The organism is Bradyrhizobium erythrophlei, from assembly GCF_042430365.1.
GTDB classification, from domain to species: Bacteria; Pseudomonadota; Alphaproteobacteria; order Rhizobiales; family Xanthobacteraceae; genus Bradyrhizobium; species Bradyrhizobium erythrophlei.
On record NZ_JBHMET010000075.1, the window covers coordinates 1 to 23,724 of the forward strand.

The 23,724-nt window shown below is 63.4% G+C and carries 26 protein-coding genes and 1 pseudogene; 13 read left to right on the forward strand and 14 right to left on the reverse strand.

The genetic code is table 11. The annotated features are described in order from the left end of the window. Positions 1-424: 424 nt before the first annotated feature. The gene (locus tag ACFFWD_RS13920) at positions 425-985 is read left to right on the forward strand and encodes a reverse transcriptase domain-containing protein (RefSeq protein WP_376965933.1); all 561 of its coding nucleotides are present in this window, start codon (positions 425-427) and stop codon (positions 983-985) included. A 139-nt stretch (positions 986-1,124) separates the two neighbouring features. On the opposite strand, the gene ACFFWD_RS13925 is transcribed toward ACFFWD_RS13920, so the two are convergent. Continuing rightward, entirely contained in the window at positions 1,125-1,274 is a 150-nt protein-coding gene (locus tag ACFFWD_RS13925) for an ester cyclase (RefSeq protein WP_376965935.1), read from the reverse strand. A 221-nt stretch (positions 1,275-1,495) separates the two neighbouring features. Here ACFFWD_RS13925 and ACFFWD_RS13930 point away from each other — a divergent pair, with 221 nt between their 5' ends. After that, positions 1,496-2,470, forward strand: a complete 975-nt coding sequence (locus ACFFWD_RS13930) for a helix-turn-helix transcriptional regulator (protein ID WP_376965937.1) — start codon at positions 1,496-1,498, stop codon at positions 2,468-2,470. Between the two features lie 11 nt (positions 2,471-2,481). Here the strand turns inward: ACFFWD_RS13930 and ACFFWD_RS13935 are convergent, their stop codons facing one another. Both ACFFWD_RS13935 and ACFFWD_RS13940 read right to left on the reverse strand, forming a co-directional pair. After that, on the reverse strand, positions 2,482-2,892 hold the full coding sequence (locus ACFFWD_RS13935; RefSeq protein ID WP_376965939.1) for an ester cyclase: 411 nt from the start codon (positions 2,890-2,892) through the stop codon (positions 2,482-2,484). Between the two features lie 179 nt (positions 2,893-3,071). Then, positions 3,072-3,452 carry a thiol-disulfide oxidoreductase DCC family protein gene (locus ACFFWD_RS13940; protein WP_376965941.1) on the reverse strand — a complete coding sequence of 127 codons (381 nt, stop codon included), beginning with the start codon at positions 3,450-3,452 and terminating at the stop codon, positions 3,072-3,074. 234 nt (positions 3,453-3,686) lie between these two features. Here ACFFWD_RS13940 and ACFFWD_RS13945 point away from each other — a divergent pair, with 234 nt between their 5' ends. Further along, positions 3,687-4,175 carry a hypothetical protein gene (locus ACFFWD_RS13945; protein ID WP_376965943.1) on the forward strand — a complete coding sequence of 163 codons (489 nt, stop codon included), beginning with the start codon at positions 3,687-3,689 and terminating at the stop codon, positions 4,173-4,175. Positions 4,176-4,259: 84 nt separating this feature from the next. Here ACFFWD_RS13945 and ACFFWD_RS13950 read toward each other — a convergent pair whose 3' ends face one another. Next, complete coding sequence (locus tag ACFFWD_RS13950; protein WP_376965945.1) at positions 4,260-4,739, reverse strand: hypothetical protein; 480 nt, start codon at positions 4,737-4,739, stop codon at positions 4,260-4,262. A gap of 271 nt (positions 4,740-5,010) precedes the next feature. Between ACFFWD_RS13950 and ACFFWD_RS13955 the strand changes: the two genes are divergently transcribed. Continuing rightward, positions 5,011-5,244 carry a hypothetical protein gene (locus ACFFWD_RS13955; protein ID WP_376965946.1) on the forward strand — a complete coding sequence of 78 codons (234 nt, stop codon included), beginning with the start codon at positions 5,011-5,013 and terminating at the stop codon, positions 5,242-5,244. A gap of 362 nt (positions 5,245-5,606) precedes the next feature. Here the strand turns inward: ACFFWD_RS13955 and rpoD are convergent, their stop codons facing one another. Both rpoD and dnaG read right to left on the reverse strand, forming a co-directional pair. Further along, entirely contained in the window at positions 5,607-7,739 is a 2,133-nt protein-coding gene (gene rpoD, locus ACFFWD_RS13960; RefSeq protein WP_376965948.1) for an RNA polymerase sigma factor RpoD, read from the reverse strand. A gap of 362 nt (positions 7,740-8,101) precedes the next feature. Continuing rightward, positions 8,102-10,093 carry a DNA primase gene (dnaG, locus tag ACFFWD_RS13965; RefSeq protein WP_376965949.1) on the reverse strand — a complete coding sequence of 664 codons (1,992 nt, stop codon included), beginning with the start codon at positions 10,091-10,093 and terminating at the stop codon, positions 8,102-8,104. A 212-nt stretch (positions 10,094-10,305) separates the two neighbouring features. Here dnaG and ACFFWD_RS13970 point away from each other — a divergent pair, with 212 nt between their 5' ends. After that, positions 10,306-10,860 carry a chlorite dismutase family protein gene (locus ACFFWD_RS13970; protein ID WP_376965951.1) on the forward strand — a complete coding sequence of 185 codons (555 nt, stop codon included), beginning with the start codon at positions 10,306-10,308 and terminating at the stop codon, positions 10,858-10,860. Between the two features lie 126 nt (positions 10,861-10,986). Here the strand turns inward: ACFFWD_RS13970 and ACFFWD_RS13975 are convergent, their stop codons facing one another. From ACFFWD_RS13975 to ACFFWD_RS13985, 3 genes are all read right to left on the reverse strand, one after another. Continuing rightward, on the reverse strand, positions 10,987-11,385 hold the full coding sequence (locus tag ACFFWD_RS13975) for a gamma-glutamylcyclotransferase family protein (protein WP_376965952.1): 399 nt from the start codon (positions 11,383-11,385) through the stop codon (positions 10,987-10,989). A gap of 102 nt (positions 11,386-11,487) precedes the next feature. Then, positions 11,488-12,297 (reverse strand): transglutaminase-like domain-containing protein, encoded by an 810-nt coding sequence (locus tag ACFFWD_RS13980; protein ID WP_376965954.1) that lies wholly within the window; start codon positions 12,295-12,297, stop codon positions 11,488-11,490. A 2-nt stretch (positions 12,298-12,299) separates the two neighbouring features. Further along, complete coding sequence (locus tag ACFFWD_RS13985; RefSeq protein ID WP_376966046.1) at positions 12,300-13,199, reverse strand: transglutaminase family protein; 900 nt, start codon at positions 13,197-13,199, stop codon at positions 12,300-12,302. Between the two features lie 103 nt (positions 13,200-13,302). Between ACFFWD_RS13985 and ACFFWD_RS13990 the strand changes: the two genes are divergently transcribed. After that, positions 13,303-14,100 carry an N-formylglutamate amidohydrolase gene (locus ACFFWD_RS13990; RefSeq protein WP_376965956.1) on the forward strand — a complete coding sequence of 266 codons (798 nt, stop codon included), beginning with the start codon at positions 13,303-13,305 and terminating at the stop codon, positions 14,098-14,100. A gap of 156 nt (positions 14,101-14,256) precedes the next feature. On the opposite strand, the gene ACFFWD_RS13995 is transcribed toward ACFFWD_RS13990, so the two are convergent. After that, positions 14,257-15,312, reverse strand: coding sequence for a helix-turn-helix transcriptional regulator (locus ACFFWD_RS13995; RefSeq protein ID WP_376965958.1), 1,056 nt, complete (start codon positions 15,310-15,312; stop codon positions 14,257-14,259). 173 nt (positions 15,313-15,485) lie between these two features. On the opposite strand from ACFFWD_RS13995, the gene ACFFWD_RS14000 reads away from it, so the two are divergent. The 3 genes from ACFFWD_RS14000 (at position 15,486) to ACFFWD_RS14010 (ending at position 17,346) form a co-directional block, all read left to right on the forward strand. Continuing rightward, entirely contained in the window at positions 15,486-15,686 is a 201-nt protein-coding gene (locus ACFFWD_RS14000) for a hypothetical protein (protein ID WP_376965960.1), read from the forward strand. 110 nt (positions 15,687-15,796) lie between these two features. Beyond that, complete coding sequence (locus tag ACFFWD_RS14005) at positions 15,797-15,994, forward strand: hypothetical protein (protein ID WP_376965962.1); 198 nt, start codon at positions 15,797-15,799, stop codon at positions 15,992-15,994. Between the two features lie 140 nt (positions 15,995-16,134). Continuing rightward, positions 16,135-17,346, forward strand: coding sequence for an OpgC domain-containing protein (locus tag ACFFWD_RS14010; RefSeq protein WP_376965964.1), 1,212 nt, complete (start codon positions 16,135-16,137; stop codon positions 17,344-17,346). A 23-nt stretch (positions 17,347-17,369) separates the two neighbouring features. Here the strand turns inward: ACFFWD_RS14010 and ACFFWD_RS14015 are convergent, their stop codons facing one another. The 3 genes from ACFFWD_RS14015 to ACFFWD_RS14025 form a co-directional block, all read right to left on the reverse strand. Continuing rightward, positions 17,370-17,987, reverse strand: coding sequence for a LysE family translocator (locus ACFFWD_RS14015; RefSeq protein ID WP_376965966.1), 618 nt, complete (start codon positions 17,985-17,987; stop codon positions 17,370-17,372). A gap of 108 nt (positions 17,988-18,095) precedes the next feature. Continuing rightward, on the reverse strand, positions 18,096-18,632 hold the full coding sequence (locus ACFFWD_RS14020; protein ID WP_376965968.1) for a hypothetical protein: 537 nt from the start codon (positions 18,630-18,632) through the stop codon (positions 18,096-18,098). 7 nt (positions 18,633-18,639) lie between these two features. Next, positions 18,640-20,082, reverse strand: a complete 1,443-nt coding sequence (locus ACFFWD_RS14025; protein ID WP_376965970.1) for an LVIVD repeat-containing protein — start codon at positions 20,080-20,082, stop codon at positions 18,640-18,642. 119 nt (positions 20,083-20,201) lie between these two features. Here ACFFWD_RS14025 and ACFFWD_RS14030 point away from each other — a divergent pair, with 119 nt between their 5' ends. From ACFFWD_RS14030 to ACFFWD_RS14045, 4 genes and pseudogenes are all read left to right on the forward strand, one after another. After that, positions 20,202-20,516, forward strand: a complete 315-nt coding sequence (locus ACFFWD_RS14030) for an ArsR/SmtB family transcription factor (protein ID WP_376965972.1) — start codon at positions 20,202-20,204, stop codon at positions 20,514-20,516. Next, positions 20,509-20,973, forward strand: coding sequence for an SRPBCC family protein (locus tag ACFFWD_RS14035; RefSeq protein WP_376965974.1), 465 nt, complete (start codon positions 20,509-20,511; stop codon positions 20,971-20,973). The genes ACFFWD_RS14030 and ACFFWD_RS14035 overlap by 8 nt, the downstream gene beginning before the upstream one ends. After that, a complete protein-coding gene (locus ACFFWD_RS14040; protein ID WP_376965976.1) occupies positions 20,966-21,433 on the forward strand; it encodes an SRPBCC family protein in 468 nt (155 codons plus the stop codon). The genes ACFFWD_RS14035 and ACFFWD_RS14040 overlap by 8 nt, the downstream gene beginning before the upstream one ends. Before the next feature lie 48 nt (positions 21,434-21,481). Beyond that, positions 21,482-21,999 (forward strand): annotated as a pseudogene (locus tag ACFFWD_RS14045) (SRPBCC family protein). A gap of 42 nt (positions 22,000-22,041) precedes the next feature. Here ACFFWD_RS14045 and ACFFWD_RS14050 read toward each other — a convergent pair. Next, positions 22,042-23,652: an acyl-CoA synthetase gene (locus tag ACFFWD_RS14050; RefSeq protein WP_376965978.1), complete on the reverse strand. Its 1,611-nt coding sequence runs from the start codon at positions 23,650-23,652 to the stop codon at positions 22,042-22,044. Positions 23,653-23,724 lie beyond the last annotated feature (72 nt).

Sequence of the window (23,724 nt, forward strand, 5' to 3'; positions counted from 1 at the left end):
AAAAATTGAATCAGCAAATTCTCGCTACGGCGAGAGGTTTTTCAGCAGACTGCTAGAGCGATCTTGACCGCCCCAGATTAGTAATTCAGTTTCCAGCCCACTCTTTACGCGTTCAAGTTCTCTAGCATGCTAGCTGAGCTTGTGTCGGGCGCTTCGCCAGACAATGCGGTATTGTTAAGGCTTATCGGTAGGAACAAGTCCGGCGAGCTTATCTCTCGTCGCCTTCGCTCCTCGCCCTTCGGGACGATAAGCACGCCAAACTTGTTCCTACCTTTAAGGGTAAAGAGATGAACTCAATTCTGAAGCTGGATTTTCAGCAATTCTTCCCGTCGATTAAAGTTTCTGACTGGGAACGGTTTGCGAAACTTACGCCTAATGCCGAGGTGCTGCAGAGCGATGTTAGGCTTTATTCTCAAATCATGTTTTGGGGACAGCAAAAGAGATCATAACCCCGAAGTGTCTTTCCATTGGAGCCCCAACCTCCCCTGCTCTCTCCAATGTTCTGCTCTATGAGCTGGATGTCGCCCTTAGCGCGGAGGCTGAGCGAATTGGTGTCATTTACACCCGGTATGCCGACGATATTACTGTATCTGGTTCAACTGTCGACGTCATCCTAGCTTTCGAGAAGGTTGCCCGACGCACAGTCAAGGCCTTGAAGTATCCCAAGCTTACCTTCAACGAGGAGAAGCGTGGCCTCTTTAAGAAAGGCCAACGTCGGCTCGTCACCGGCCTCGTCGTGACACCAGTCGGAGCGATCTCGGTAGGCAGACAGAGGAAACGATTAATCTCTTCAATGCTCCACAGGTCATCTAAGGAACTGCTGAATCAGGTGGAACGCAGCCGACTAAAGGGATTGCTTGGCTTTTGTGTAGCCAACGAACCGGCGTTCCTTGGGAGGATGCGAGCAAAGTATGGCGATCAAGTCGTCGATTCTGCGCTACGGTTTCATGCGCCCAAACGAAGCGAAATGGTTCAAGCTGGCTAGAACAACGCTTGGCCCACAGCGCCGCGGTTCGATCCGACGCCGCCAAACTGGTCCGGTCCGAGCGCGATTTTTTGGATGACCGTGATCAAGTGAGACAAGTTCCGCTCACCCCTTCAACTGCCTCTCCAAATCCGCGAAATCAACCTCCGCCCAGCGCTCCGCTTATCCGCCAGAACGTCATGCCGCGGAATTCGACGTGGCGGCCGGTCGGGGCGATGCCGCGCCACGGGCCGCGGTGCACGCCGCGCCAGACGACGCGGCCGGCGACGACGTCGCGTTCGGCGACCAAGCCGCGATCTCATTGGCCGCCACAACCTGCGCGGAGTATGAGCAAACTGATCCCGTGCAGCGCGCAACGCCCGGCGCTCGGTCACGTCGCGCAGCCTATCTTCCCCATGTAATCCATTTCACAAATGCAGCGAGGCGCGGTCCGATATGATCTCTTGCGGGGCCTCGAAACGGGAGGTCGAGATGCCAACGTCATCTCACCTTTTGCGATTGTCGACCGATATGCTGCCGGAGCGCGCGCGGTTCTCCACGTTCCGTGAGGAGTTTGAGCGGCTGAACCTTGCATTGGACGTGATAGATCACAGCGGCGGCCGCCCGCGCATCGACGTCACCTGCTTGCCGCTCGGCGCGGTTGGCGTTTGTCGCCTTGTCGCCACGCCGGTGGAGTTTATCCGCCACAACCACCACCTCAAGGATAGCCGTGACCAATTCGGACTGAACATCGTCGAGGCTGGACCGGTCCAGTTTGCAAATGCTGGCCAGGAACATGTCCATGATGCCGGCTCCGCTTGTTTGGTTGACCGGGGAAGGCCGCTGCGAGTATTTGGGCCGCGTGGCGGCAGCGTCAGATTCGTGACCGTGCCGGCTGCCGCCCTTAAGTCTCTGGTTGCGCAGCCGGAAGATCTATCAGGTCGGCCGGTGCGTCCCGGACCGGCGCTTAGACTCCTCGACCGCTACCTGCGGTCGCTCGCATCCTTCAAAGAACCTCCGTCATCAAAACTCGCCTCCACGGTCGGCGTACATCTGCTCGATCTCGTGGCCGCGACGCTCGGGCCGACCGCCGAGGCTGCAAACATCGTTACGGAGCGTGGCGTGAAGGCAGCCAAGCTGCAGGCGATCCTGGCGGAGGTTGCGCGACGCTTCAGCGATCCCAATTTCGATCTGGACAATGTCGCCGGGGCACTCGGTATGTCGCGGCGATACGTACAAAAACTGCTCGAGGGGACCGGAAAGTCGTTCACCGAGCATCTTGTAGGATGCCGGCTTGAGCGTGCCTTCGCGATGTTGACTGACCCGGACCATCTGCATTTGGCGATCGTCGATATCGCGTTTGCGGTCGGCTTTGGTGATGTTTCTCATTTCAATCGCATGTTCCGCCGGCATTTCGGCGAGACGCCATCAGGCGTGCGCGCCAGGCGGGTGACCGAGAAACCTGACGGATCTCTTCCGTGTCTCGCGCCGGCGAGCGTGGGCTGAACACGTTCCGCTCACCCCTTCAACTGCCGCTCCAAATCCGCGAAATCGACCTCGGCCCAGCGCTCCGAGATCTTCCCTTCCCTGATCCGCCAGAACGTCATGCCGCGGAATTCGACGTGGCGGCCGGTCGGGGCGATGCCGCGCCACGGGCCGCGGTGGACGCCGCGCCAGACGACGCGGCCGGCGACGATGTCGCGTTCGGCGACCAGGCATTCGGCCACCGCCGAGAAGTTGGCGAAGGTCTCGTGCAGTTGTGCCGAATGCGCGATCACGTCGTCGGCGCTCATCATCTTGCCCGCGGCGTGGTCGAAGAAATCGGGCGTGAGCTGCGCGCGGATCGCATCCGGATCGTGGCGATTGGTCACGGCATCATAATGCGCGAGCACGAGCGCCTTGTTGGCGTCGTAGGTAGCGTGGGGCATGTCCGAATATCGCTTCTCAAAAGATTGGTTGCAGAAACAGCAGGATGCGCCTCATACGCGAATCGGCCGCAACAGCGCAAGTGACGATCGTCAGAAAATCGCCGGCGTTCACGCGCTGTTCATTTGGCGCGCGATCCGAGACCCCGGGAATCCTAACGGCCGACGCGCACAGTCTGCGCTCACCACCGCCCCTTCCGCCTATTCCAGGCGAACAGCAGGTCGGCGAACCGGTCATAGGCGAACCGCGTCAGTGGCAACATGACGCGGTTACCGAACAAGGTCGCGAGCCAAGCCTCGCCCTTTGTCAGCCGCCAGAGCGCGATCGCGACGTCGGCGCCGACGATCAGGCGTCCAGCCTCGTCGGTCGCATGCAGGCGGCGGCGCACGTCGTCGAGCGACGCGCCGTAAGCGGCGAGCGCATCGGGCGCTTGGTTGATGTCCTTGAAGGCGATGTAGCCTTCGCGCATCGCGGCGACGAGCTTGCTGCGTTGCCAGTCGATGCCGGCATCGCAGACCGGGCAGCGCGTGTTGTACCAGACGGTGAGCTCTGAGCCGGACATGGTTCCGAAGCGTAGTCGCCGGCCGCTGCCGCGTCGAGCCGGCCGTGACAGCGTTTTCGAGCGAAAGCCTGCCCCGCACTTGACGCGGGGTGGGCGCCGGTTCGCGCCCGCAACCGCCGTTAACTCTGCTGCGAAACTAATCCGCAGCGCCATCGCCCTCTTGCCCGGCTGCCGCTCAAGCGCCTGATTCAGCCCTACGCTAGTTGCGAATTCGCACCCTCTGAATGCGCGGGGTTGACCGTGATCAAGGCAGTCAGCGTTGCGGTTCTTTGCGCGAGCGGCCTGGTCGCCATCGTCGCTCTCGACGCCGGCACGTCGGCGTCGCCACCGACCGCGGAAGCTCGTCCGGAGCAAACCACGACCGTCGGCAGAGCATTCTCTGCGGATACGTTGACCGCGGCGGACAGGCTGGACATCGCTTATCATGGCAACGTCGTCGCCATGGAGCCAACTGCGCCGGCGGCGAAGGCGCCGGATGAAATGCCACCGCAGCCTCCTGCCCCAACACGCCCTCCAAAGATTGAGAGCAAGCGCGCACCGGATACCAAGGCCAGAAAGCCCGCGTCCGTACTTGCCGGCGGAGGGATCAAGGACAAGGCGCCGAAGAAGATCAGAAATCCCGACCGTGGGAAGGTTGCCGTCGAGCCTCGAACCTGTCGGCGCCCGGAAGGCTTTGCCGCGCTGTTGCAGGCGTTGAAGCTCGCGCCGGAATGCGCCACATAGGTGGCTTATCAACCTCTTCTTAGTCCTGCCGCGATCGATGCGCGGTGGGCCTGACCACGCGCAGCCGGCCGACAAGCCCAGGCTTCAACGCAGGTTGAACAGGTTTTTCACCAGCTGTCCGGACAGGATATCCGCGAATGATAGTTTGGTGCGCGGAGCTGATGCCGCCGGGCCGACGGGCGCGGGAGCGGGCTCCAACCGAGGTTGGATGGTCGCGACCTTGGGTGCCTGGCGCTTATTGGCCTTCCTGGTTTTTCGATCGGTGTCGACCGCCGTCTGAGGCGGAGGTGCGAATGCCAGCGAGCGCGCCGGCGTCGGTTCGCTTGTCGCCGGTTCGCTTGTCGCTATCGGTTCGACTGGCGTTGGCGGCGGGACGATGGTGGGCAGACTGGTGTCAATGACGACAAGTTCGGGCGGTTGCTGAACCGACGCGATCCGAATAACCGGCCTCTCGATCGGGCCGCCGCCCGGCTCGGGCGACGGGTCAGGCAGGCACCAGCCGGCGATGAAGAGCAACGCCAACAGCGATGCGCCAACCCAGGCTATGTACCGACCGATAGGCATGACCATTCTCGTCGCGATACGATCTGACGAGAAGCAAATGCCGTAATCCCTGACAGTTCGTAACCGCGGCCCGCTTTCCCGGACAATCCTGCAACGTGGTTACCGCTGAATCCCGCTCTGGAACCCGCAAACCTTCGCAAGGCTCGCCCATGAGCTGGCTTACCCCTGCGATGAAAGCGACAGAGGCCCCGTTCTTGGCGCAGGGCAGGCAATCGCCGGAGAAGGCGCTATTTGCTTTGACAGGCACGCGCTGATCGACCACAAGCCGCCCATGGCCAAGAAACCCGGAACCAATCCCAAAGGCGAATTCGCCTTCTTCAACGTCGTCTACGAGGACAACAGCCAACGCTCCAACCGCCGCGTCCCGGCCGAACTGCTCGGCGGGCTCGACGGCGACGAACCGGCGCGTGCCTTCATCCGCGAGCAGGATCGCGAGATCGCCGAGAAATCCGGCAAGCCGCAGCTCGAGATCAAGAGCGTCAGCCGGGTCGGGGCGAAGAAGTAGAAGTAGACCCTGATTGCGCCGCGCGGCGGCTTACCTCTCTCGCTTGCGGGGGAGGTCAAATCGCATCGAAGATGCGATTTGGGTGGGGGCTTTTTCCACACGCGAGATACGACTCGCAGCAACACCCCCACCCCGCCCTCCCCCGCACGCGGGAGAGGGAGCCTGACGGGTGTGCTCACCTCACATCGTGCCATGGCCTTTGTACGTCGCGTCACAACTCCTCCCGGCGTTAGTCACAAATGTGAGTCGAGGTTGGGGAGAGGGGTGGCCGCGGGCGCTGGCGTGAGAAATGTGACGCGCTCTGGCTAAACAAAAAAGGCGGGCCTCGGCCCGCCGTTTTCATTTGGATTGATGTCCGTCGGTTAGTTATCCAGGAAGCTCCGCAGCTTCCGCGACCTTGACGGATGCTTCAGCTTGCGCAGCGCCTTGGCTTCGATCTGGCGGATGCGTTCGCGGGTGACCGAGAACTGCTGGCCGACTTCTTCCAGCGTGTGGTCGGTGTTCATGCCGATGCCGAAGCGCATGCGCAGCACGCGTTCTTCGCGCGGGGTCAGCGAGGCCAAGACGCGCGTGGTGGTCTCGCGCAAATTGGACTGGATCGCCGCGTCGATCGGCAGGATCGCGTTCTTGTCCTCGATGAAATCGCCGAGGTGTGAATCCTCCTCGTCGCCGACGGGCGTCTCGAGCGAGAGCGGCTCTTTCGCGATCTTGAGGACCTTGCGGACCTTCTCCAGGGGCATGCCGAGCTTCTCGGCGAGCTCTTCCGGGGTCGGCTCGCGACCGATCTCGTTCAGCATCTGGCGCGAGGTGCGGACGATCTTGTTGATCGTCTCGATCATGTGCACGGGGATGCGGATGGTGCGGGCCTGGTCGGCGATCGAGCGGGTGATCGCCTGCCGGATCCACCAGGTGGCGTAGGTCGAGAACTTGTAGCCGCGGCGGTATTCGAACTTATCGACCGCCTTCATCAGGCCGATATTGCCTTCCTGGATCAGGTCGAGGAACTGCAGGCCGCGGTTGGTGTACTTCTTGGCGATCGAGATCACGAGACGGAGGTTGGCTTCCACCATCTCCTTCTTGGCCTGACGGGCCTCGCGCTCGCCCTTCTGCACGCCGTGCACGATCTTGCGGAATTCGCCGATCTCAAGCCCGGTCAGCGCGGCCAGCGACTGGATCTCGTGGCGCAGCTCCTTGATGCGGTCCTTCTCGTGATGGACGAAGTTCTTCCAGCCCTTGGCCGACAGCTTGGAGACGCGGTTGAGCCAGCGCGGATCGAGCTCGGAGCCCTGGTAGTTGCGCAGGAAGTCGTCGCGCGCGACGCCGTGGCTGTCGCCGAGGCGAAGCAGGCGGCCCTCGAAGGAGACCAGCTTCTTGTTGATGTCGTAAAGCTGCTCGACGAGTGAATCGATGCGGGCCTGGTTCAGGCGCAGCGACTTCACCTCGACGATGATCTCGTCCTTCAGCTTCTTGTACTTGCGCTCCTGCGAGGGCGAGAGCGATTCGCTCTGCAGCTGGTTCGCAATGTCCTGCTCCTGCAGGCGGCGCAGCTTCTTGTACTCGGAGGCGATCTTGTCGAAGGTCTCGACCACCTTCGGCTTCAGCTCGGCCTCGATGGCGGCAAGCGACATCTGGTTCTCGAACTCGTCGTCGTCCATGTCGGCTTCGGCCGCGGCCTCGCCCGGGTCCTTCTCCTCGCCTTCGGCTTCGCCACCGGCGGGCGCGGCGCGGAACGGGGTCGGCGACGGCGGAGCTGCGGGCGGCGCGACATGCGCGGGCGCGCCCGCGTCAGCGCCGTTGCCATTGGCTTCCGCGGCGGCACCCTCGGCACCGGCGCCGGCGATCATGTTCGGATTGATGCCACCCTTGGATTCCGGACCGGCATAGGTAGCTTCGAGATCGATGATGTCGCGAAGGAAAATCTTTCCTTCGTTCAATTCATCGCGCCAGATGATGATGGCCTGGAAGGTCAGCGGGCTTTCGCAGAGACCTGCGATCATCGCCTCGCGGCCGGCCTCGATGCGCTTGGCGATGGCGATTTCGCCTTCGCGGGAGAGCAGCTCGACGGTGCCCATCTCGCGCAGATACATGCGCACGGGATCGTCGGTGCGCTCGCCGGGTTCGCTCTTCTTGACCTCGGTGACGGCCTTCTGCGTGACCTCGACGAGCTCGTTGTCGGTATCGTCGTCGGTGTCCTTGTCCTCGTCCTCGCCCTCGGTGTCCTCGGCCTCGGTGACGTTGATGCCCATGTCCGAGAGCATCGACATGATGTCTTCGATCTGTTCGGGCGAGGTGGTGTCGGAGGGAAGCACTTCGTTGAGCTGATCGAAGGTCACGAAGCCGCGCTTCTTGGCCTGCTTGATCATCTTCTTCACCGCGGCATCCGACAGGTCGAGCAACGGCGACGGCGCGTCGGCGGAATCCTTCTCAGGAGCATCCGCTGCCTTGTCGTCTTTTTCCTTGTCCTTAACCTGCAGCGTCTTTGCCTTGGTGGCCATTCACTAAGCTCCCGAAACGCGCTCATGCGAGATGGCGTCGCGCGCGCATCTCGCACAATTTCACCTGATCAACTCTCGACGCACAAAGGGCGGCGCAAATTGTCGCCACCCCTGCCATCCGTCTCGACGGTTTCCATCTGCAATAGCCCGTCGCGTCTTCCGTAAAAGTGGACCCCGGTTTTACGATCGGAAGACGCGACAGATTTGAATCTGACGCATTTTCTGACGGCGAACCGGACACCACTTCGCCTGAAAATGCTTCGTAGCTATTAAGTTTCGCTTAACCCTGTTTTTGCAGCCAAACCATGGATTTGGCGAGTCTTTTTGCTAGCACGCCCAGCGCCGTCCGCAGCATTTTTTCATCAGACACTACGCTGGAACCGGCCCGATAATTCCCCAAAACCCTCGATCAGGGCCTCGGTCCCGTCAGCTTCTGCCATCCGGGCCTGAATATCCTGCAACCACGCCAGATTGGCTTCGCTGGAATCCTGAGCCAAAGCCTGCTCGGCGTCTTTCATTTCCCTAAGTAGGGCGTGGGTTTTCTGATGCAAGGCAACAAGTTGGCGCCAGGTCGATAAAACATCCTCACGCGCCGCGCCGACCCCGACGCCCCACACCGCCCCGGTCGTGACCGCCCGCTCAACCCTTTGAAGGATTTGCGAAAATCCGGCCCGGTCGAGGTCGGACCGCATCTTCTCGGCCTGCTCCTCCTCATCGGGGGAATGGTGGTGATCGTTGGCGAAGGCGGCGATGATGCCGGCGCGCAGCTTGTGGGCCTCCGGATGGGCCAGTTCGAGGGCCGCCACCTCCTCCAGATGGTCGTGCAGCAGCCAGGGGTGGTTGATCAGGGATTGCAGGATCAAGGCCTCACGGCGGGAGATCGCGCTGCGCTGGCCGCGCATGATCGGGCTGTTAGCGAGCTGGGGGCTGGCGGCCTGGTACGGGCCGCGGGCGAGACCGGGGGCGGCGCCCCTTTGGGCGAACCGGCCGCCCTGGTTCGGGCCGCGGGGGGTAAACGGACGGGGTGATTCGCCGCCCCGGCCGCCCCGGAAATTGCCCCTGGCATAGCCGCCCCGCCCGCCCTCGGGGGCGAAGGTGCGCTGCAGGCGCTCCTGCATATCCTGGCGGTAATAGCGCCGCAGCACCTCGTCGCGGATACCGTTGGTGAGTTCGCCGATGCGCGCTTCGAGCGCCGCCCGCCGTTCGGGAGTGTCAAAGCTGCCGCCCTCGATCTCGCGCGACCAGACCATGTCGGCGAGCGGGCGCGCGGCCGAGATCACCTCCTCGATCGCGCCGCGCCCGCCGGAGCGCGCGAGATCGTCGGGGTCCTGCCCTTCCGGCAAAAGCGCGAACCGCAGGCTCTTTCCGGGCTTGAGCTGCGGCAATGCGAGGTCCGCAGCACGGTAGGCCGCCTTCTGCCCGGCGCGGTCGCCGTCGAAGCAGAGGATCGGCTCGTCGGCCATCTTCCAGAGCAGCGCGAGCTGGTTCTCGGTGAGCGCGGTGCCGAGCGGTGCGACGGCGCCGGGAAAGCCCGCGGTGACCATCGCGATGACGTCGACATAGCCCTCGACCACGATGAGCTGCGCGCCGTCATGCGCGGCCTGGCGCGCCGTGAACAGGTTGTAGAGGTTGTCGCCCTTGTGAAACAGCGTGGTTTCCGGCGAGTTCAGGTATTTTGCCGGCACGTCCTTCTCGAGCGCGCGGCCGCCGAAGGCGATAACGCGGCCGCGGGCATCCCTGATCGGGAACATCACGCGGTCGCGGAAGCGATCGAACGGCACCGGCTTGTCCTCGCCGGCAACGAGTAACCCCGCCTCCACCATGTCCTCGGTGGAGATGCCTTGCGCGCCGAGATGCTCCTTCAACGCGAAACGATCCGGCGGCGCGTAGCCCATGCGGAACTGGAGCTGCGTCGCCGGCGAGATGCCGCGGTCGCCGAGATAGCCGCGCGCCTTGGCGCCGTTGCGCGAGGCGAGCGTGTCGGCGAAGAATTTCGTGGCGAGTTCCATCACGTCGTGCAGCGTACGGCGGCGCTGCTCGTGGCGCGCGGCGTCCGGGGTTGCCGCCGGCACCGCCATGCCCGCCATCGCCGCCAGCCGCTCGACCGCCTCCGGGAAGGTGACGCCCTCGGTCTCCATCACGAAATCGAAGATGTTGCCGTGCCGGCCGGAGGAGAAGTCGTGGTAAAACCCCTTCTGGTCGTTGACCGTGAAGGACGGCGTCTTCTCCTGCTGGAACGGCGACAGCCCCTTCCATTCGCGCCCCGCCCTCTTGAGCTTGACGCGCTTGCCCACGACTTCCGAGACCGGAAGCCGGGCGCGCAGCTCGTCGAGGAATTGGGGCGTGAAGCGCATGAGCGGATTTTAGCGCGAAGTCCATGAGTCGCGGGTGAACCGGCTAGCCATATAGGGGCTGCGGCCGGAGGGACGAAGAATGTGGGATTTTTCCGGGCTATTCACAGCCCCCGTCATGTCACGGCACGGTCCGCCGGGCTACCTCGGAATCCATAGTGGAGAGACGTTTCAGCCAACTTGAACCCTCCCCGGTTCCGCGCTTGGATAGGACCATGTTCACGACGTTCAGGGGCGGACAGAGCGGCGGCTGGAAGGTCACCTCGGTTGCGCGGGTGAAGGGCGAGACGCTGCCGAAAGTGGCGGCGCTGTCGGTGATTGCCAGCGAGGCGATCGCGCTGCCGCTGCTGCCGTCGCAAACCTCGTGGCGGCTCGCCGGCGTCATCAGCAATCTGCGCTACACGGAGAAAGCCGAGAGGGAGCAGCTTGCCGCCGTCCAGGCCGGGCTCGGCCGTCCCGAGGCGACGCATGCGGCGCTGATCCCGATCAGGAAGAACGCGGCGTGGTGGGAGCTGACCCAGGAAGAGCGGCGCAAGATCTTCGAGGACAAGTCGCACCATATCGCCGGCACGCTGAAATATCTGCCGGCGATCGCGCGCCAGCTCTATCACTCGCGCGACCTCGGCGTTCCCTTCGATTTCCTGACCTGGTTCGAATTCGCCCCCGAACATGCGGCGCTGTTCGACGAGCTGGTCGGCATGCTCCGCGCGTCAGAGGAGTGGACCTATGTCGAGCGCGAGGTCGACGTCCGTGTGGTGCGCGAGGACTAAAATACTCCCTTTTCGTCATGGCCGGGCTTGACCCGGCCATCCACGTCTTAGTCGCAAGCAACCTAGAAAGACGTGGATGCCCGGGACAAGCCCGGGCATGACGGCGCATGTGGTTACGCGCGATCGCTACTGTTCGAGGAAATTGCCCGACGCAATCCGCGGCAGCGACGTCACCGGCCAGTTGTAGATATAGGTCCACGCCTCGCCGGCACTTCCGTCGGCGCGCGTGACCGACAGCATTTCGCGGACATATTCGGTCGGCAGCGGAAACCCTTCGCCGCAAGCTTCATACATGTCGAACTCGCGCAGCATCGCCTCGCGCGCGCGCAGGCGAAACAACTCGCCATGGACGATGTCGGCGGGATCGTTGGACTTCACGAGCCCCGGATAATGCTTCACGAGATAGAGCCGGCCGCGGCACTGCGCCTCGCCCAGGAAGTCGGCATTGGCCGCGAGCAGCCGCGCCATCGGATGGTCGAAGCCGCGCATCAGCGTGCCATAGACGAAGAGCTGGTCGGAGATCATGAGCCCTCTATGTCATTGCGAGCGACGCGAAGCAATCCATCGGGCTCCACAAAGAATGGATCGCGTCGTCGCTTGCGCTCCTCGCAATGACGGAGACCTCCCTCAAGCCACCACCTCATCGGTGACCACCACGAATTTCGCGAGTGTCATGCGGCCGAAGCTCGTGGTGAGCGCGACGTCGGCGGCGTCGCGGCCGGTGCCCATCAGGATGCGGCCGATCCGCGGGACGTTGTGGCGGGCATCGCACGTGTACCACTGGCCGGAAAGATAAACCTCGAACCAGCCGGAGAAGTCCATCGGCGCGGGATCCGGCGGTACGCCGATGTCGCCGAGATAGCCGGTGCAGTAGCGCGCCGGGATGCCCATGCAGCGACAGAAGGTGAGCGCGAGATGCGCAAAGTCGCGGCAGACACCGGCGCGGCTCTCGTAGACGTCATGCGCCGACTTCATGTGGTGGGCGTGCTGGTAGCCGAAGGTCACGTGGCCATGCACGAAGTCCGTGATCGCCTGCACCCGCGCCCAGCCGGTCGGCGTCGTTCCGAACAGCGACCAGGCGATGTCGGTCAGCTTGTCGGTCTCGCAATAGCGGCTTGGCATCAGATAGAGCAGCAGGTCGTCCGGCAACTGCTCGATCGGGACCTGCTGCGCGGCCGGATTGATCACGTCGGGCAGCCCGGAATCGCGCACCAGCGCATGGCCGCGGAAGGTGACGCCGCCGGCGGGCGCGATCAGGCGTCCGCAGACATTGCCGAAGCTGTCGCGATAGAAGCCGATCGGCACATTGGGCTCGGCGACGATCTGCTCGGTGCCGACGATGTCGGAATAGCGCGAGGGGTGGATCGACAGCATGATCACCATCGGCGTCGCCTGTGCGGCCGTGTAGGTGATCTCGAAGCCGACCTTGATCTCCATCCTCAGGCGGTCTCCCGCTCCGCATCCTCGCCGACCGAAACGACATTGATATCGACATCCATGCGCTCGAACGCCTCCGCCGCACCGAGATAGACGCCGTGCAGCGGGATCGCCTGGCGCGGATCGCGCGCCACCGCGACGCGGATCAGGTCGCGCGTGCCGACGATGCCGTTGGTCGGATCGAACTCGATCCAGCCCGCGCTCGGCAGGTAGACCTGCACCCAGGCATGGGTCGAGCCGCCGCCGACATAGCCGTGCGCGCTGTCGGCGGGCATCGCGAGATAGCCGGAGACGAAGCGCGCGGCGATGCCGAGCCGCCGCAGCGCCTCGATCATGAACAGCGCATAGTCGCGGCAGGTACCAGACTTCGTCTTCAGCGTGTCGAGCGGATGCTGCGTGCCCTGCTCATGCCGCTTGCGATAGCTGAAGGTCTCGCGGATGCCGTGGGTCATACCGCTCAGGATATTGAACGTCGGCGTCGGCGCCTCGATGTCGAGGAAGCGCCGCGCCCACGCCGACAGCTCGCCATGCGGATCGCCATATTGCGGCGTGATGAACTGCTGCAGGTCGGGGAATTCCTCGTCGTCGTAGAGGAACGGATAGAAATAGGCGGGATCGTCCGGCGTCAGCGCGAACTCGTGCGCCGGATTATGCTCGACGGTTGCCGTCGAGACGAACGACAGCGTGTCGGCGCGCTCGTCGAAGGCCGCGATCGCGACGCTGTTGCCGAACACGTCGTGGATCCAGCGCAGCGACATCGGCTGCGGATCGATCACGAGCTCGCTGCCCAGCACGCGCAGATCATGGCCGTCGCGCGGGCGCAGCATGATGCGGTGCTCGCCAAACGCCACCGGGTGCGTGTAGCGATAAACAGTCTTGTGATGGATGGTGAGCAGCGGCATCGTCGAAACAATCATCGTGATTTTGGGCGGCTTAATCTATAGAGAAAGCTGCTCAATTCCAGACCGGATGCTGCCTGAATAGGCAAAGTTGAGGAAAAGACCCTTGAATCGCGTCGGTAATGCCTCATTCCTGCTCGCAAATGCCGACGTTTCTCCGGTTCTCGAACAAAATCCCGCCGGCCGCTCGCCGTTCCTCTTCACCTGCGATCATTACGGCAGGCTGATTCCCGCAGCGCTCGGCGATCTCGGCCTGCCCGAAGGCGAACTCGCGCGGCACATCGCATGGGACATCGGCATCGCCGGCGTCGCGACGCGGCTCGCCAGGCAGCTCGATGCGCATCTGGTCGCGCAGCGCTACTCGCGGCTCGTGATCGACTGCAATCGCCCTCCGCATGTCGCAAGCGCGATCCCGCTGATCAGCGAGGCCACCACGATTCCCGGCAATGAGGGCCTGTCGCGCGAGGAAGCCGAGACGCGCCGCGCGGACATCTTCGATCCCTATCACCGGCGCATCGACGAGATCATCGACGAGCGTACGCATAGTGGCCTGCCGACCGTGCTGGTGGCGCTGCACAGCTTCACGCCGGTCTATGCCGGCATCGCGCGGCCCTGGCACATCGGCACGCTCTATCACCGCGACAGGGTGCTGCCGCCGCTTTTGTTGCAGCATCTGCGCCGCGAAGGCGATCTCGTTGTCGGCGACAACGAGCCCTATGCGGTCGGCGACGAGACCGACTACACCATTCCCGTGCATGGCGAGATGCGCGGCCTGATGAATTCGGGCATCGAAATCCGCCAGGACCTGATCTCCGACCAGGCCGGCGAGACGGCGTGGGCCGACCGGTTGGCGCGGATCCTCGCCGAGATCGAGACGACGCTGCGCGTCGCAGCGCTGATCTAGAGCATGATCCGGAAAAGTGTGTAGCGGTTTTCCGAGAGAGACCATGCTCAAACAAAAACCTAAGGCGCGATGACGATTCATCCAAATCTCATCGCGCTTTAGGCGTCGGCGAAGGGCGGCGACGCGCTTTTGCGGTTTCCGCGATTCATCGCGAGGTCATGCGGCAGGGCTTCCGGCGCTACGCACACCGCGCGGCGAATCGCCGAAGCGGGCGCGGAACAGCCGGTTGAAATGCGAGATGTCGGAAAAGCCGGCCTCCAGCGCGATGTCGGAAATTCGCCGCGCACCGTCGTGAGGCGCGGTCAACAGCGTGAACGCCTTTTGCAGCCGCAACTCATTCACGCGCTCCGTAAACGACGTTCCCGATGACGCCATCAGGCGCTGCAGGTAGCGCGGAGAGATGCCCTGGCCACGGGCCACGATCTCCAGGCTGAGCTCCGGGTCCTGAAAGTGCGCGGTGATGTGGTCGAGGGCGGCGCTGTGACGCGCCGCCATCACCGCGCTCGCGCTGCTCTCGCCCAATGGCGCGCAGTCGTCGATTGCGAGCGCCACGAGGTCGTGGATGTGGGTCACGATCGTATCGCGCAGCTTGGGGGCGGCGAGAGCACCCTGCTTCAATGCCGACTTCAGATAGGTCATGAGAAGCCGAAGCGCTTCGGTTCTTCGCGAGATCGGCCGCATGGCAAGGCTGTCGACATCGGTCACGCGCGGCACCAGCGCGTCGCGCGGCACGGCCAGACCAAGTTGAAGTCCTTCGACGTAGGAGACAATGACCGGCTCCGAGTGCAGAATCGCGACAGCGTCGCCAGCGCGGAATTCGATCTCCTGGCCGCGCTGCGACAGCCGACACACACTCGGATAGTTGACAATGAGGCCGATCGAGTCATCGCCGTCAACGATGTTCGCTTGCGAACGCGTGAAGCGCATGGCCGATCCCTTCAATGCGATCACGCGCAGCCCCTGAAGCGCTTGCAACGTTGCTTCGGCTTGAAATGGAACGTCCGACGCGGGTTCGATGTCGACGTGGACGATGCGCCGTCCGAACTCTTCGCGCCACATCGGGATGCGCACCCGCTTCGGGAGCTCGCGCGCGGAAAATTGAATCGATTCGAAATCGGCTTCGGACATCCGGACTCTCCCAGCCTCACACAACAACGGGAGAAGGTATTCCGATAGACTACCGCTGATACCTGCAATTTGCGCTTCGCGCACTGGCCTTCCAATACGGGTGCGCGGAAGTCCAAGAAACTAAGCCGTCCGTCTGCTACTGTCACTCATCGTGACCGACACTGCATGTGAGCTGGTTCACGTCGAAGCAGGAAAATCCGGACTAAAGTAATTTCCGAAAGTCGTGGTGAAAATATCTCTCTTAAGAGGAGATAGCCATGATGAAGCTATTTCTGGTTGCCGTTATCACGTCCGTTTTGGACATCACCGGCGCAGCGGCTGCAAGCACAGCTGCAGCCTCGCACCGTTGTTCGCAACCAATCGAATTCAATGATCCGGGCTATGATCGGCTTGCTCCATCCTGGATGTCCGATTTCCCGATCGTGACGTCGTACCGCGCCCTGGGCGGCGCGGGATAGCAATCTTCGTCAGAACAATATCCGCCGGCTCTGCCGTCCTCAGCCGCGGGCGAAATGACCGAAAACATTGCATGGGGCGTCAATAGTGCTGATCAAGTGAGGATTCGACCATGTCCATACTCGACCTGCTTTACCGGGAATATTGCCGTGCCCGCCTCGCTGAAATGCGCAAGCAGCTCCTCGTCCCGGTTGTCGGCGATGAGATCCTGGAAATGAATTGGGATGCCACCAATCCTGCCAGCCCGGAGGATCGCGGCAATGGCATGGGCGACGGCGCCACGACAAGCGAAGCCTCAACCACCCGGTAGCCGGCAACCACATCGGCTCGGTCGGCGCCCGCACCCTCCGGAGCATCGCGAGCAACCCGAATTGCAAAGTCGTCCCGGAGCGTGCCCCATCGATCAGCGTTCGACCGAAAGCGTGATCGCACGCCGGTCAGGGCAGCCAAATGCACGATCGAATACACACCTCGAAGCCGTTGGTCGGCGAGCTACCGCCGGAGCTCACAGGATCTGGCCGCGACCTGCGCATCGATGCCTGCCGCGGCATCGCGCTGTGGTGCATCTTCCTTGACCACGTCCCCAACAACATCGGAAGCTGGCTGACGCTACGGAATTACGGCTTCAGCGATGCCGCTGAGGTCTTCATGTTCATGTCCGGCGTCACCTGTGCGCTGGCCTACGGCCGGGCGCGTCAGCACGAGGGCTGGAACGGCGTGATCAGCCGCTCGCTGCGGCGTGGATGGGACATTTATGCCGCGTTTCTGCTGCTCACGCTCGCTTGCGTCATCATGATCTACCTCGCGGGCGGCGACGATCTTGCCGATGCGAGCAATACGCGCGTCCTGCTGGAGCATCCGGGCGCGACGCTCGCGCACGCGGTGATCCTGCAATACCGTCCCGTGAATGCCGACGTCTTGCCTATCTTCGTGCTGCTTCACCTGTTGTTCGCGCCGCTGTTGTGGCTGTTGCTGCGCCGGCCGAACGCGACGCTGGGCGCCTCCTTCGCACTCTATGTGCTGGTGTATGTCTTCGGCTGGACGGTGCCGGCATGGCCGAGCAGTCATTGGGCCTTCAATCCGATGGCCTGGCAGCTCCTGGTCGTGCTCGGCGCGTGGTGGATGATCGCGGGCGAGCGTGTCCGGCCATGGATAATTTCACGCACGGCGCTGGTCGTTGCCGTGCTGTATCTGCTCGTTAGCCTTTTCATTGCCCTGAGCGGGCACATCAAGCCGCTGGAGGCCGTGGTCCCGGTGGCGCTGGCAAAGCTGGTTCACTCATCGGACAAATCGAATCTCGATCCGATGCGGCTGCTGCATTTTCTGGCCATCGCGGTTCTTGCGGTACGGCTGGTGCCGCCTGACTGGCCGGCGTTGAAGACGCCGCTGCTGCGCAGCATGATCCGCTGCGGCCAGAACTCGCTGCCGATCTATTGCCTTGGCGTGCTGCTGGCCTGCGGCAGCCATATGGCGCTGCTCAAGATCTCGAATGGCGCTGCGATGCAGATCGCCCTCAGCGCCGGCGGCATTCTGGTGATGATCGTCGCTGCGACGTTGCTGAACTCGATCGGCGTCAAGCCTGCCCGGCAGTCGCGCCTGATGCAGCCAACCGAGCCCGCGACCGCGACAGTGGCGAACGGCTTACCCGCTTCGCGACAATGAGCCCGCGCAAAGCGCGATGAAATCTATCGCGCCCGCGTCAGCGCCAGCCAGATGCCGCCGCCGATCATGAAGCCGCCGGAGATGCGCGACATCAGGCGGGTCCGCTGCTTGGAGAAGAATTTGCGGGCCCGCCCGGCCAGCAGGGCATAGAGCGCGTCGGTCATGACGGCGGTCACCATGAAGGTGACACCGAGCAGCGCCACCTGCGGAAAGTGCGGCTTGCTCATGTCCATGAACTGCGGAATGAAGGCGCCGAAGAACACCAGCACCTTTGGGTTCGAGAGCAGCACCAGAAAACCCTGCAGGAAGAAGCCGCCGCGCGGCGGCGGAGGCGGCTCGTCGGTGTTGACGCCCTCGACCGGCGAGCGGATCAGCTTGATGCCGAGCCACACCAGATAGGCGGCGCCGGCAAAGCGCACCCAGTCGAACCAGTACCCCATCGTCGCCATCAGCGAGGTCAGGCCGATCGCGACGACGCCGATCACGATCGCGAGCCCAGCCTGCGCGCCGAGCACATTGGTAAGCGCGGCGCGCGTGCCGTGACGCAGGCCATTGGCGATGACCAGCGTGACGATCGGACCGGGCAACAGCGCCAGCGCAATGCAGGCGGCGACAAAGGCGAGATAGGCTTGCAGGGACATGGGGGGCTCTTTCGTTCTTTCCTAACATTATGCATGTGAGTGGACGAGATGGAAGCCGCTCCGCTACCTCGCCCCGCTCTTGCGGGGAGAGGTAGGAAGATAAACTGCTCAACGGCCCATTGCGTCAGCTAACCATTGTTTCAGCTCACCGGATTCCAAGAACCTCAACGCTGCCCGCTGCACCTGTGCCGCATCACCCCTGCCCTGCGCCGCCGCCACCAGCAGATCGCAGCGGCGCGACACCGCGATGCCGATTGCGGAGCGGCGCCCGTCGGGCATGTCGAGATCGTAGGCCCTGATCCGTCCGGACATATCAACGACACGCACGACGTCGCCCGTCTTCAGCGGCGCAAATCGCGCGCTGATCATGTCGACATCGGCGACGCGATCGACCTCATCGTCATCGGCGACACCGGTGGTGCAGTTGCAGAAGCCGAACTTGGGCCGGACATAGACCTCGACGCCGCCGCACTCCGCGGCGCCGCAGCGGAAGGCGCGGCCGGCGGGCCAGCCGTCGCGCGGGAATGGCCAGGCGATCTCCTGCCAATCGCCCGTGCGCAGCGTCGTTAGCTCATAGGCTGCAACGGCGGAGAGGCCGCTGAGTGCGAGAAGCGCCGCCACGAAGATCGGCCATTGGCGCATCATATAGTCCTCACGGCAGGCCGGCGACGGCCCGCGCATCGCCAGTCAGTTCGAGGATATGCAGGCCGGTGTTGGCGCGGTCGACCGCATAGATGTAGCCGCGTTCGTCGGTCTCGACATTGTTGGTCTGGATCGCCACCTTGCAGCGCTCCTTGCCGTCGACGGTCACGCAGCGCTTGTCGGTCGCCTGCGTGATCGACGGGATGAAGGAACCGACTTCCTTCGGATGATAGGGATCGCGGATATCGAGCGCGCGGACGCCGGCGTTGAAGAAGGCGATGAACGCCATCTTCTTGTAGTAGACCGGCGCCATGCTCTCGTTCGACGAATGCGAGCCGAAGCGGCCGCCGCGCTCGCAGAACGCACCGGAGGCTTCCGGCACGGTGTAGCTCGAGATCACCATCGGGCGCGCCTCGGTCGTGACGTCGGCGAACCACACCATCTGCCGCGCCTCGCCGCATTCGTTCAGTATCGCCTCGTCGACGATCATGACGATGTCGCGCGTCTTGCCGTCCTTGTCGCGCGCGAATTCCGCGACCGGCATGCCCGGCATCGGGAACGTGGTGTGCGCGCCGTTGAGCGCCGACATCGGCATCTGCGCGATCTCCGGGAATGTCAGATTCGCCGGTGTCGGGTCCTTCGGCCCGTTCAACAGCTTGTCGCGATCGACGATCTGCAGGAAGCCGCCCTTGTTGGTGCCATAGCCAAAATAGACGCGATTGCCCCTCGGCCCGGTCGAGATCGGCCCGTGCAGCTCGGTCGGAACTGCGCCGGTCGACCCCGGCTCCTGCCCGGGCAGGCCGAAATCCCTGATCTTCACGGGATGCGCCGGATCGGAGAGATCGTAGACCTGGGTCATGCGCCGCGTGCGCCAGTCCGGCGCGCCCGACACCAGGAAGGCGATTCCGGTGTCGCATTCCCACCAGCTCTTGTGGGTGTCCTTCAGGCCGCCGATCCGCGTGACGAGCACCGGATTATCGGGATCTGCGACGTTCCAGATCTCATGCGCCTCGCTGCCGAAGGTGCGCAGCATGTAGACCGCATTGCGATCACCCTTCGGCAGGTCCTTGCCGTCGCACACGCGCACCATCTGCGCGCCACCGGATTCGTATTTGCCTTCCTGCCCGGGAATGTGCCGCAGATATTTCGGGTGCGCGGGATCGGTGACGTCGACGATCGAGGTGCCGTTGGGCTCGGCCTTGCCAGTCATCGGATTGACGGGGTCGGGAATGTCGTCGGTGCCGCCGTGATGGCCGATATAGGCGACCCAGCGGTTGCCCTGGTGATGGATGGTCGGCTGGTAGGCGCTACGCGCCTGCAGATCATTGGTTCCGACCAGCCTCATGTTGGAGACTTCCGGCGGCGCGCCGATGGTTTGTGGCTCTGCACTGACGCCGCACGCGAGCAGGCCGAACGCAAACATGCAGCAAACCGCCGTGACGCGACCACCCATGCGTACCACCCCTTGTTCCAGACCAATCTGCGTTGGCTGACAGGACGATAGCACGCCGGACCACACGTCCAAACACACGCTCTTGACATGCAACCATTTGGTTGCCTATTATTCCGACCATGGATGAAGTCTTCAAAGCGCTCGCGGACGCCTCACGGCGAACGCTGCTCGACCGGCTTCACGCCAGGAATGGACAGACGCTCAACGAGCTCTGCGACGGCCTCGACATGACGCGTCAGGCCGTGACCAAGCACCTTGTCATTCTCGAAGAGGCCGACCTCGTCACCACCTACAAGCACGGCCGCGAGAAGCTGCATTACCTCAACCCGGTTCCGATCCATCAGATCGGCGAGCGGTGGATCAAGAAATTCGAGCGCGGGAAACTTGCCGCGCTCAGTGAGTTGAAACGGCAATTGGAGAAGCGTGATGAGTAAGCCGGAATTCGTCTACGTCACCTATGTCGAGACCACCGCGGAACAGCTGTGGCACGCGCTGACATCAAGCGATTTCACCGAGCGCTACTGGTTCGGTTATCGCATCACGTCCGACTGGAAGGTCGGTTCGCCCTACCATTTCTCCAAGGACGGCAGCCGCGCCGTTCAGGGCGAGGTGCTGGTCGCAGACCCGCCGAAGAAGCTCGCCTACAGCTGGGACGTGGTGAAGGAAGGCGTCGAGCGCGAGCAGGTTTCGCGCGTGACCTTCGACATCGAGCCGCGCGGTCGGGTCGTCAAGCTGACCGTGACGCACGATGATCTCGGTCCCAAGACGCTGCGCGACATCTCCAGCGGCTGGCCGATGGTGATCGCAAGCCTGAAGAGCTTCCTCGAGACCGGACGCGAGCTGCCGGCCGAGCTGCCTTCGAGCGGCGCAAAGGAGGCCTCCAATGCCTAAGCCCGAATTCATCTACGTCACCTATATCGAGACCACGCCGGAAAAACTGTGGGACGCGCTGACCAAGAGCGAGTTCACGCGGCAGTACTGGTTCGACACCGAGGTCCGGTCCGACTGGAAGGTCGGCTCGCCCGTTGCGCTCGTGATGGGCGGCCAAACCACCGACACCGGCAGGATCCTCGAGATCGACCGGCCGCGACGCCTCGCCTACACGTTCAAGCACGAGCTTGACGAAGAGATGCGCAAGGAGCCGGCGACGAAGGTCGTCTTCACGCTCGAACCCTACGGCAATCTCGTCAAGCTGACCGTGACGCATGAAGGCTTCGGTGTCGGCAGCAAACTGCTCGACGGCATCTCCAAGGGCTGGCCCGCGATCCTGTCGGGACTGAAGAGCCTGCTCGAGACCGGCAAGGCGGTCGCGATTCCGCTCGCTGCGCTCGGGATCGAGGGCATCGAGTGACGAAGGCTTCGAATGACCATGAAAATCTATCGAAGGGTGCGTTCGGACATGAACATCGAGAAATTCAAGCCGGCGATCGTCTACACCATCTACATTGCGTCAACGCCGGAGAAGGTGTGGCAGGCGCTGACCCAGGCCGAATTCAGCCGGCAATATTTTTCCGGCCATGCGGTCGAGGTCGAGCTGAAGGTCGGCGGCGCCTTCATCGTGCGCACGCCGGCCGGCGCGCTGCATATCTCCGGGGAGGTGATCGAATGCGATCCCTTGAGGCGCGACTGACCGTTACCTTCAACGTCAACTGGCCTGAGCTCGTCGAGAAGCTCGGGCCAACGCTCGTCACCTACGAGATCGAGCCGGCCGGCGATGGCGTGAAGCTGACGCTCTTGCAGTCGCATGACCGCCCGATCAGCGACGACATCCTCTCCGGCGGCCGCGCCGGCTGGCCCGCGATCCTTTCCAGTCTCAAGAGCCTCTTGGAGAGCGGCAAGGCCATGGTGATCCCGATGCAGCCGCCGCAACGCATGCTGGCGGCGCTGAAGGAGCTCGGGATCCCGATGCCGATGTAGGCGTCGTCCCGGCGAAGGCCGGGACGACGGTCGGAGTTGTCGTTACCCCAGCGCGCGCAGCTCGCGCCGCAGCACCTTTCCCGTCGCCGTCATCGGCAGGCTGTCGGCGAACTGCACGAAGCGCGGGTATTCGTGCGCGGCGAGCTGGATCTTGACGAATTCCTGGATCTCGCGCGCCAGCGCGTCGCTCGGGGCGTAGCCCGGGCGCAGCACGATCCAGGCCTTGATTGACTCGGTGCGGATCGGATCGGGGATGCCGACCACGGCGGACATCGCGACCGCCGGATGCTTCATCAACGTATGCTCGATCTCGGACGGGCCGACGCGGTAGCCGGCGGTGGTGATGACGTCATCCTCGCGGCTGACGTACCAGAAGTAACCATCCTCGTCCTGGACGCCGAGATCGCCGGTAAGCAGGAACTCGCCGGCATATTTCTTCGCGGTCGCCTCCGGATTGCGCCAGTACTCGATCATGGTGCAGGGGCACGGCTGCCGCACACCGATGATGCCGCGCTGTCCGCGCGGCAGTTCCTCGCCCTTGTCGTTGACGATGCGAACGTCGAAGCCGGGCGTGGCGCGGCCCATCGCGCCGTGGCGGATCGGAAACAGGTTGGAATTGGAGCCGATCACGAGATTACATTCAGTCTGGCCGAACACCTCATGCGCATCGATGTCGAACGTCTCGCGCACCCAGCCGAGCAGTTCGCCACCGAGCGACTCGCCACCGGTGAAGATGCTGCGCAGCTTGACGCCCGGGTTCTTCACATTGGCCTGCCGCATCAGCTTCAGCGCGGTCGGCGGCAGGAACACGTTGCGGATGCCAAGCTCGGCCATCATCTGCATCGCCGCCTGCGGCTCGAACTTGCGGGCGCGGTGACCAACCAGCGGAATGCCGTGATACCAGAACGCGAACAGGCCGTTGATCAGCCCGCCGATCCAGGCCCAGTCCGCCGGCGTCCACATCAGGTCGCCGGGCCGGGGCAGGAAGTTGTGGCACATCTCGACATTGGGCAGATGGCCGAGCACGACGCGGTGCGCATGCAGCGCGCCCTTTGGATTTCCCGTCGTGCCTGACGTGTAGATGATCAGGCCGGGATCGTCGGCCGCGGTATCGACGGTCGCAAAGTCGGGCGAGGCCTGCCTGATCGCAGACCAGAACGATTTTGCGCCCTCCGGCGTGCGCTCGCCGACGACATAGACCGTCTTCAGGTCGGGCAGGCGATCGCGGATCTTGGCGATCTTCTCCCAGCCGGCCTCGTCGGTGATGACGGCCTTGGCGGCGGAGTTCGACAGGCGGAATTCGAGCGCGTCCTCGCCGAACAGCGCAAACAGCGGGATCGAGATGACAGCCGAACGGAACGCGGCGAGATGCGCGACCGGCAGTTCGAGCGATTGCGACAGGAACACCGCGACGCGGTCGCCGCGCTCGGTCCCGTCGGCCTTCAGCACATTGGCGAAGCGGCGCGAGGCGTCCGCGACCTCGTCGAAGGTGGTGCGCGTGGTGCCGCCGTCCTCATCGACATCGACCAGCGCGAGCCGCCCCGAGCCGTCGGCATGGCGGTCGCAGCAGGCGGTCGCGATATTGAAGCGCGCCGGAATCTCCCAGCGGAAGTTGCGGTAGAGCTCGTCGTAGGTTGCGGCTTCCTGAAGCATGATGCGTGTCGTTTCCGTCCCTCGTCATGACCGGGCTTGCCCCGGCCATCGATGTTTTTGTTTACGCCGATT

Excerpts from the sequence above, each read along its gene's own strand:
- ACFFWD_RS14035 (WP_376965974.1), top strand. The coding sequence starts at position 20,509 with ATGAGTAAGCCGGAATTCGTCTACGTCACCTATGTCGAGACCACCGCG.
- ACFFWD_RS14025 (WP_376965970.1), bottom strand. The coding sequence starts at position 20,082 with ATGGGTGGTCGCGTCACGGCGGTTTGCTGCATGTTTGCGTTCGGCCTG.
- ACFFWD_RS14040 (WP_376965976.1), top strand. The coding sequence starts at position 20,966 with ATGCCTAAGCCCGAATTCATCTACGTCACCTATATCGAGACCACGCCG.
- ACFFWD_RS14000 (WP_376965960.1), top strand. The coding sequence starts at position 15,486 with ATGATGAAGCTATTTCTGGTTGCCGTTATCACGTCCGTTTTGGACATC.
- ACFFWD_RS13980 (WP_376965954.1), bottom strand. The coding sequence starts at position 12,297 with ATGGAGATCAAGGTCGGCTTCGAGATCACCTACACGGCCGCACAGGCG.
- dnaG (WP_376965949.1), bottom strand. The coding sequence starts at position 10,093 with ATGCGCTTCACGCCCCAATTCCTCGACGAGCTGCGCGCCCGGCTTCCG.
- ACFFWD_RS14010 (WP_376965964.1), top strand. The coding sequence starts at position 16,135 with ATGCACGATCGAATACACACCTCGAAGCCGTTGGTCGGCGAGCTACCG.
- ACFFWD_RS14050 (WP_376965978.1), bottom strand. The coding sequence starts at position 23,652 with ATGCTTCAGGAAGCCGCAACCTACGACGAGCTCTACCGCAACTTCCGC.
- ACFFWD_RS14020 (WP_376965968.1), bottom strand. The coding sequence starts at position 18,632 with ATGATGCGCCAATGGCCGATCTTCGTGGCGGCGCTTCTCGCACTCAGC.
- ACFFWD_RS13940 (WP_376965941.1), bottom strand. The coding sequence starts at position 3,452 with ATGTCCGGCTCAGAGCTCACCGTCTGGTACAACACGCGCTGCCCGGTC.
- ACFFWD_RS14015 (WP_376965966.1), bottom strand. The coding sequence starts at position 17,987 with ATGTCCCTGCAAGCCTATCTCGCCTTTGTCGCCGCCTGCATTGCGCTG.
- rpoD (WP_376965948.1), bottom strand. The coding sequence starts at position 7,739 with ATGGCCACCAAGGCAAAGACGCTGCAGGTTAAGGACAAGGAAAAAGAC.
- ACFFWD_RS13985 (WP_376966046.1), bottom strand. The coding sequence starts at position 13,199 with ATGCCGCTGCTCACCATCCATCACAAGACTGTTTATCGCTACACGCAC.
- ACFFWD_RS13930 (WP_376965937.1), top strand. The coding sequence starts at position 1,496 with ATGCTGCCGGAGCGCGCGCGGTTCTCCACGTTCCGTGAGGAGTTTGAG.
- ACFFWD_RS13970 (WP_376965951.1), top strand. The coding sequence starts at position 10,306 with ATGTTCACGACGTTCAGGGGCGGACAGAGCGGCGGCTGGAAGGTCACC.
- ACFFWD_RS13935 (WP_376965939.1), bottom strand. The coding sequence starts at position 2,892 with ATGCCCCACGCTACCTACGACGCCAACAAGGCGCTCGTGCTCGCGCAT.
- ACFFWD_RS13955 (WP_376965946.1), top strand. The coding sequence starts at position 5,011 with ATGGCCAAGAAACCCGGAACCAATCCCAAAGGCGAATTCGCCTTCTTC.
- ACFFWD_RS14005 (WP_376965962.1), top strand. The coding sequence starts at position 15,797 with ATGTCCATACTCGACCTGCTTTACCGGGAATATTGCCGTGCCCGCCTC.
- ACFFWD_RS14030 (WP_376965972.1), top strand. The coding sequence starts at position 20,202 with ATGGATGAAGTCTTCAAAGCGCTCGCGGACGCCTCACGGCGAACGCTG.
- ACFFWD_RS13975 (WP_376965952.1), bottom strand. The coding sequence starts at position 11,385 with ATGATCTCCGACCAGCTCTTCGTCTATGGCACGCTGATGCGCGGCTTC.
- ACFFWD_RS13950 (WP_376965945.1), bottom strand. The coding sequence starts at position 4,739 with ATGCCTATCGGTCGGTACATAGCCTGGGTTGGCGCATCGCTGTTGGCG.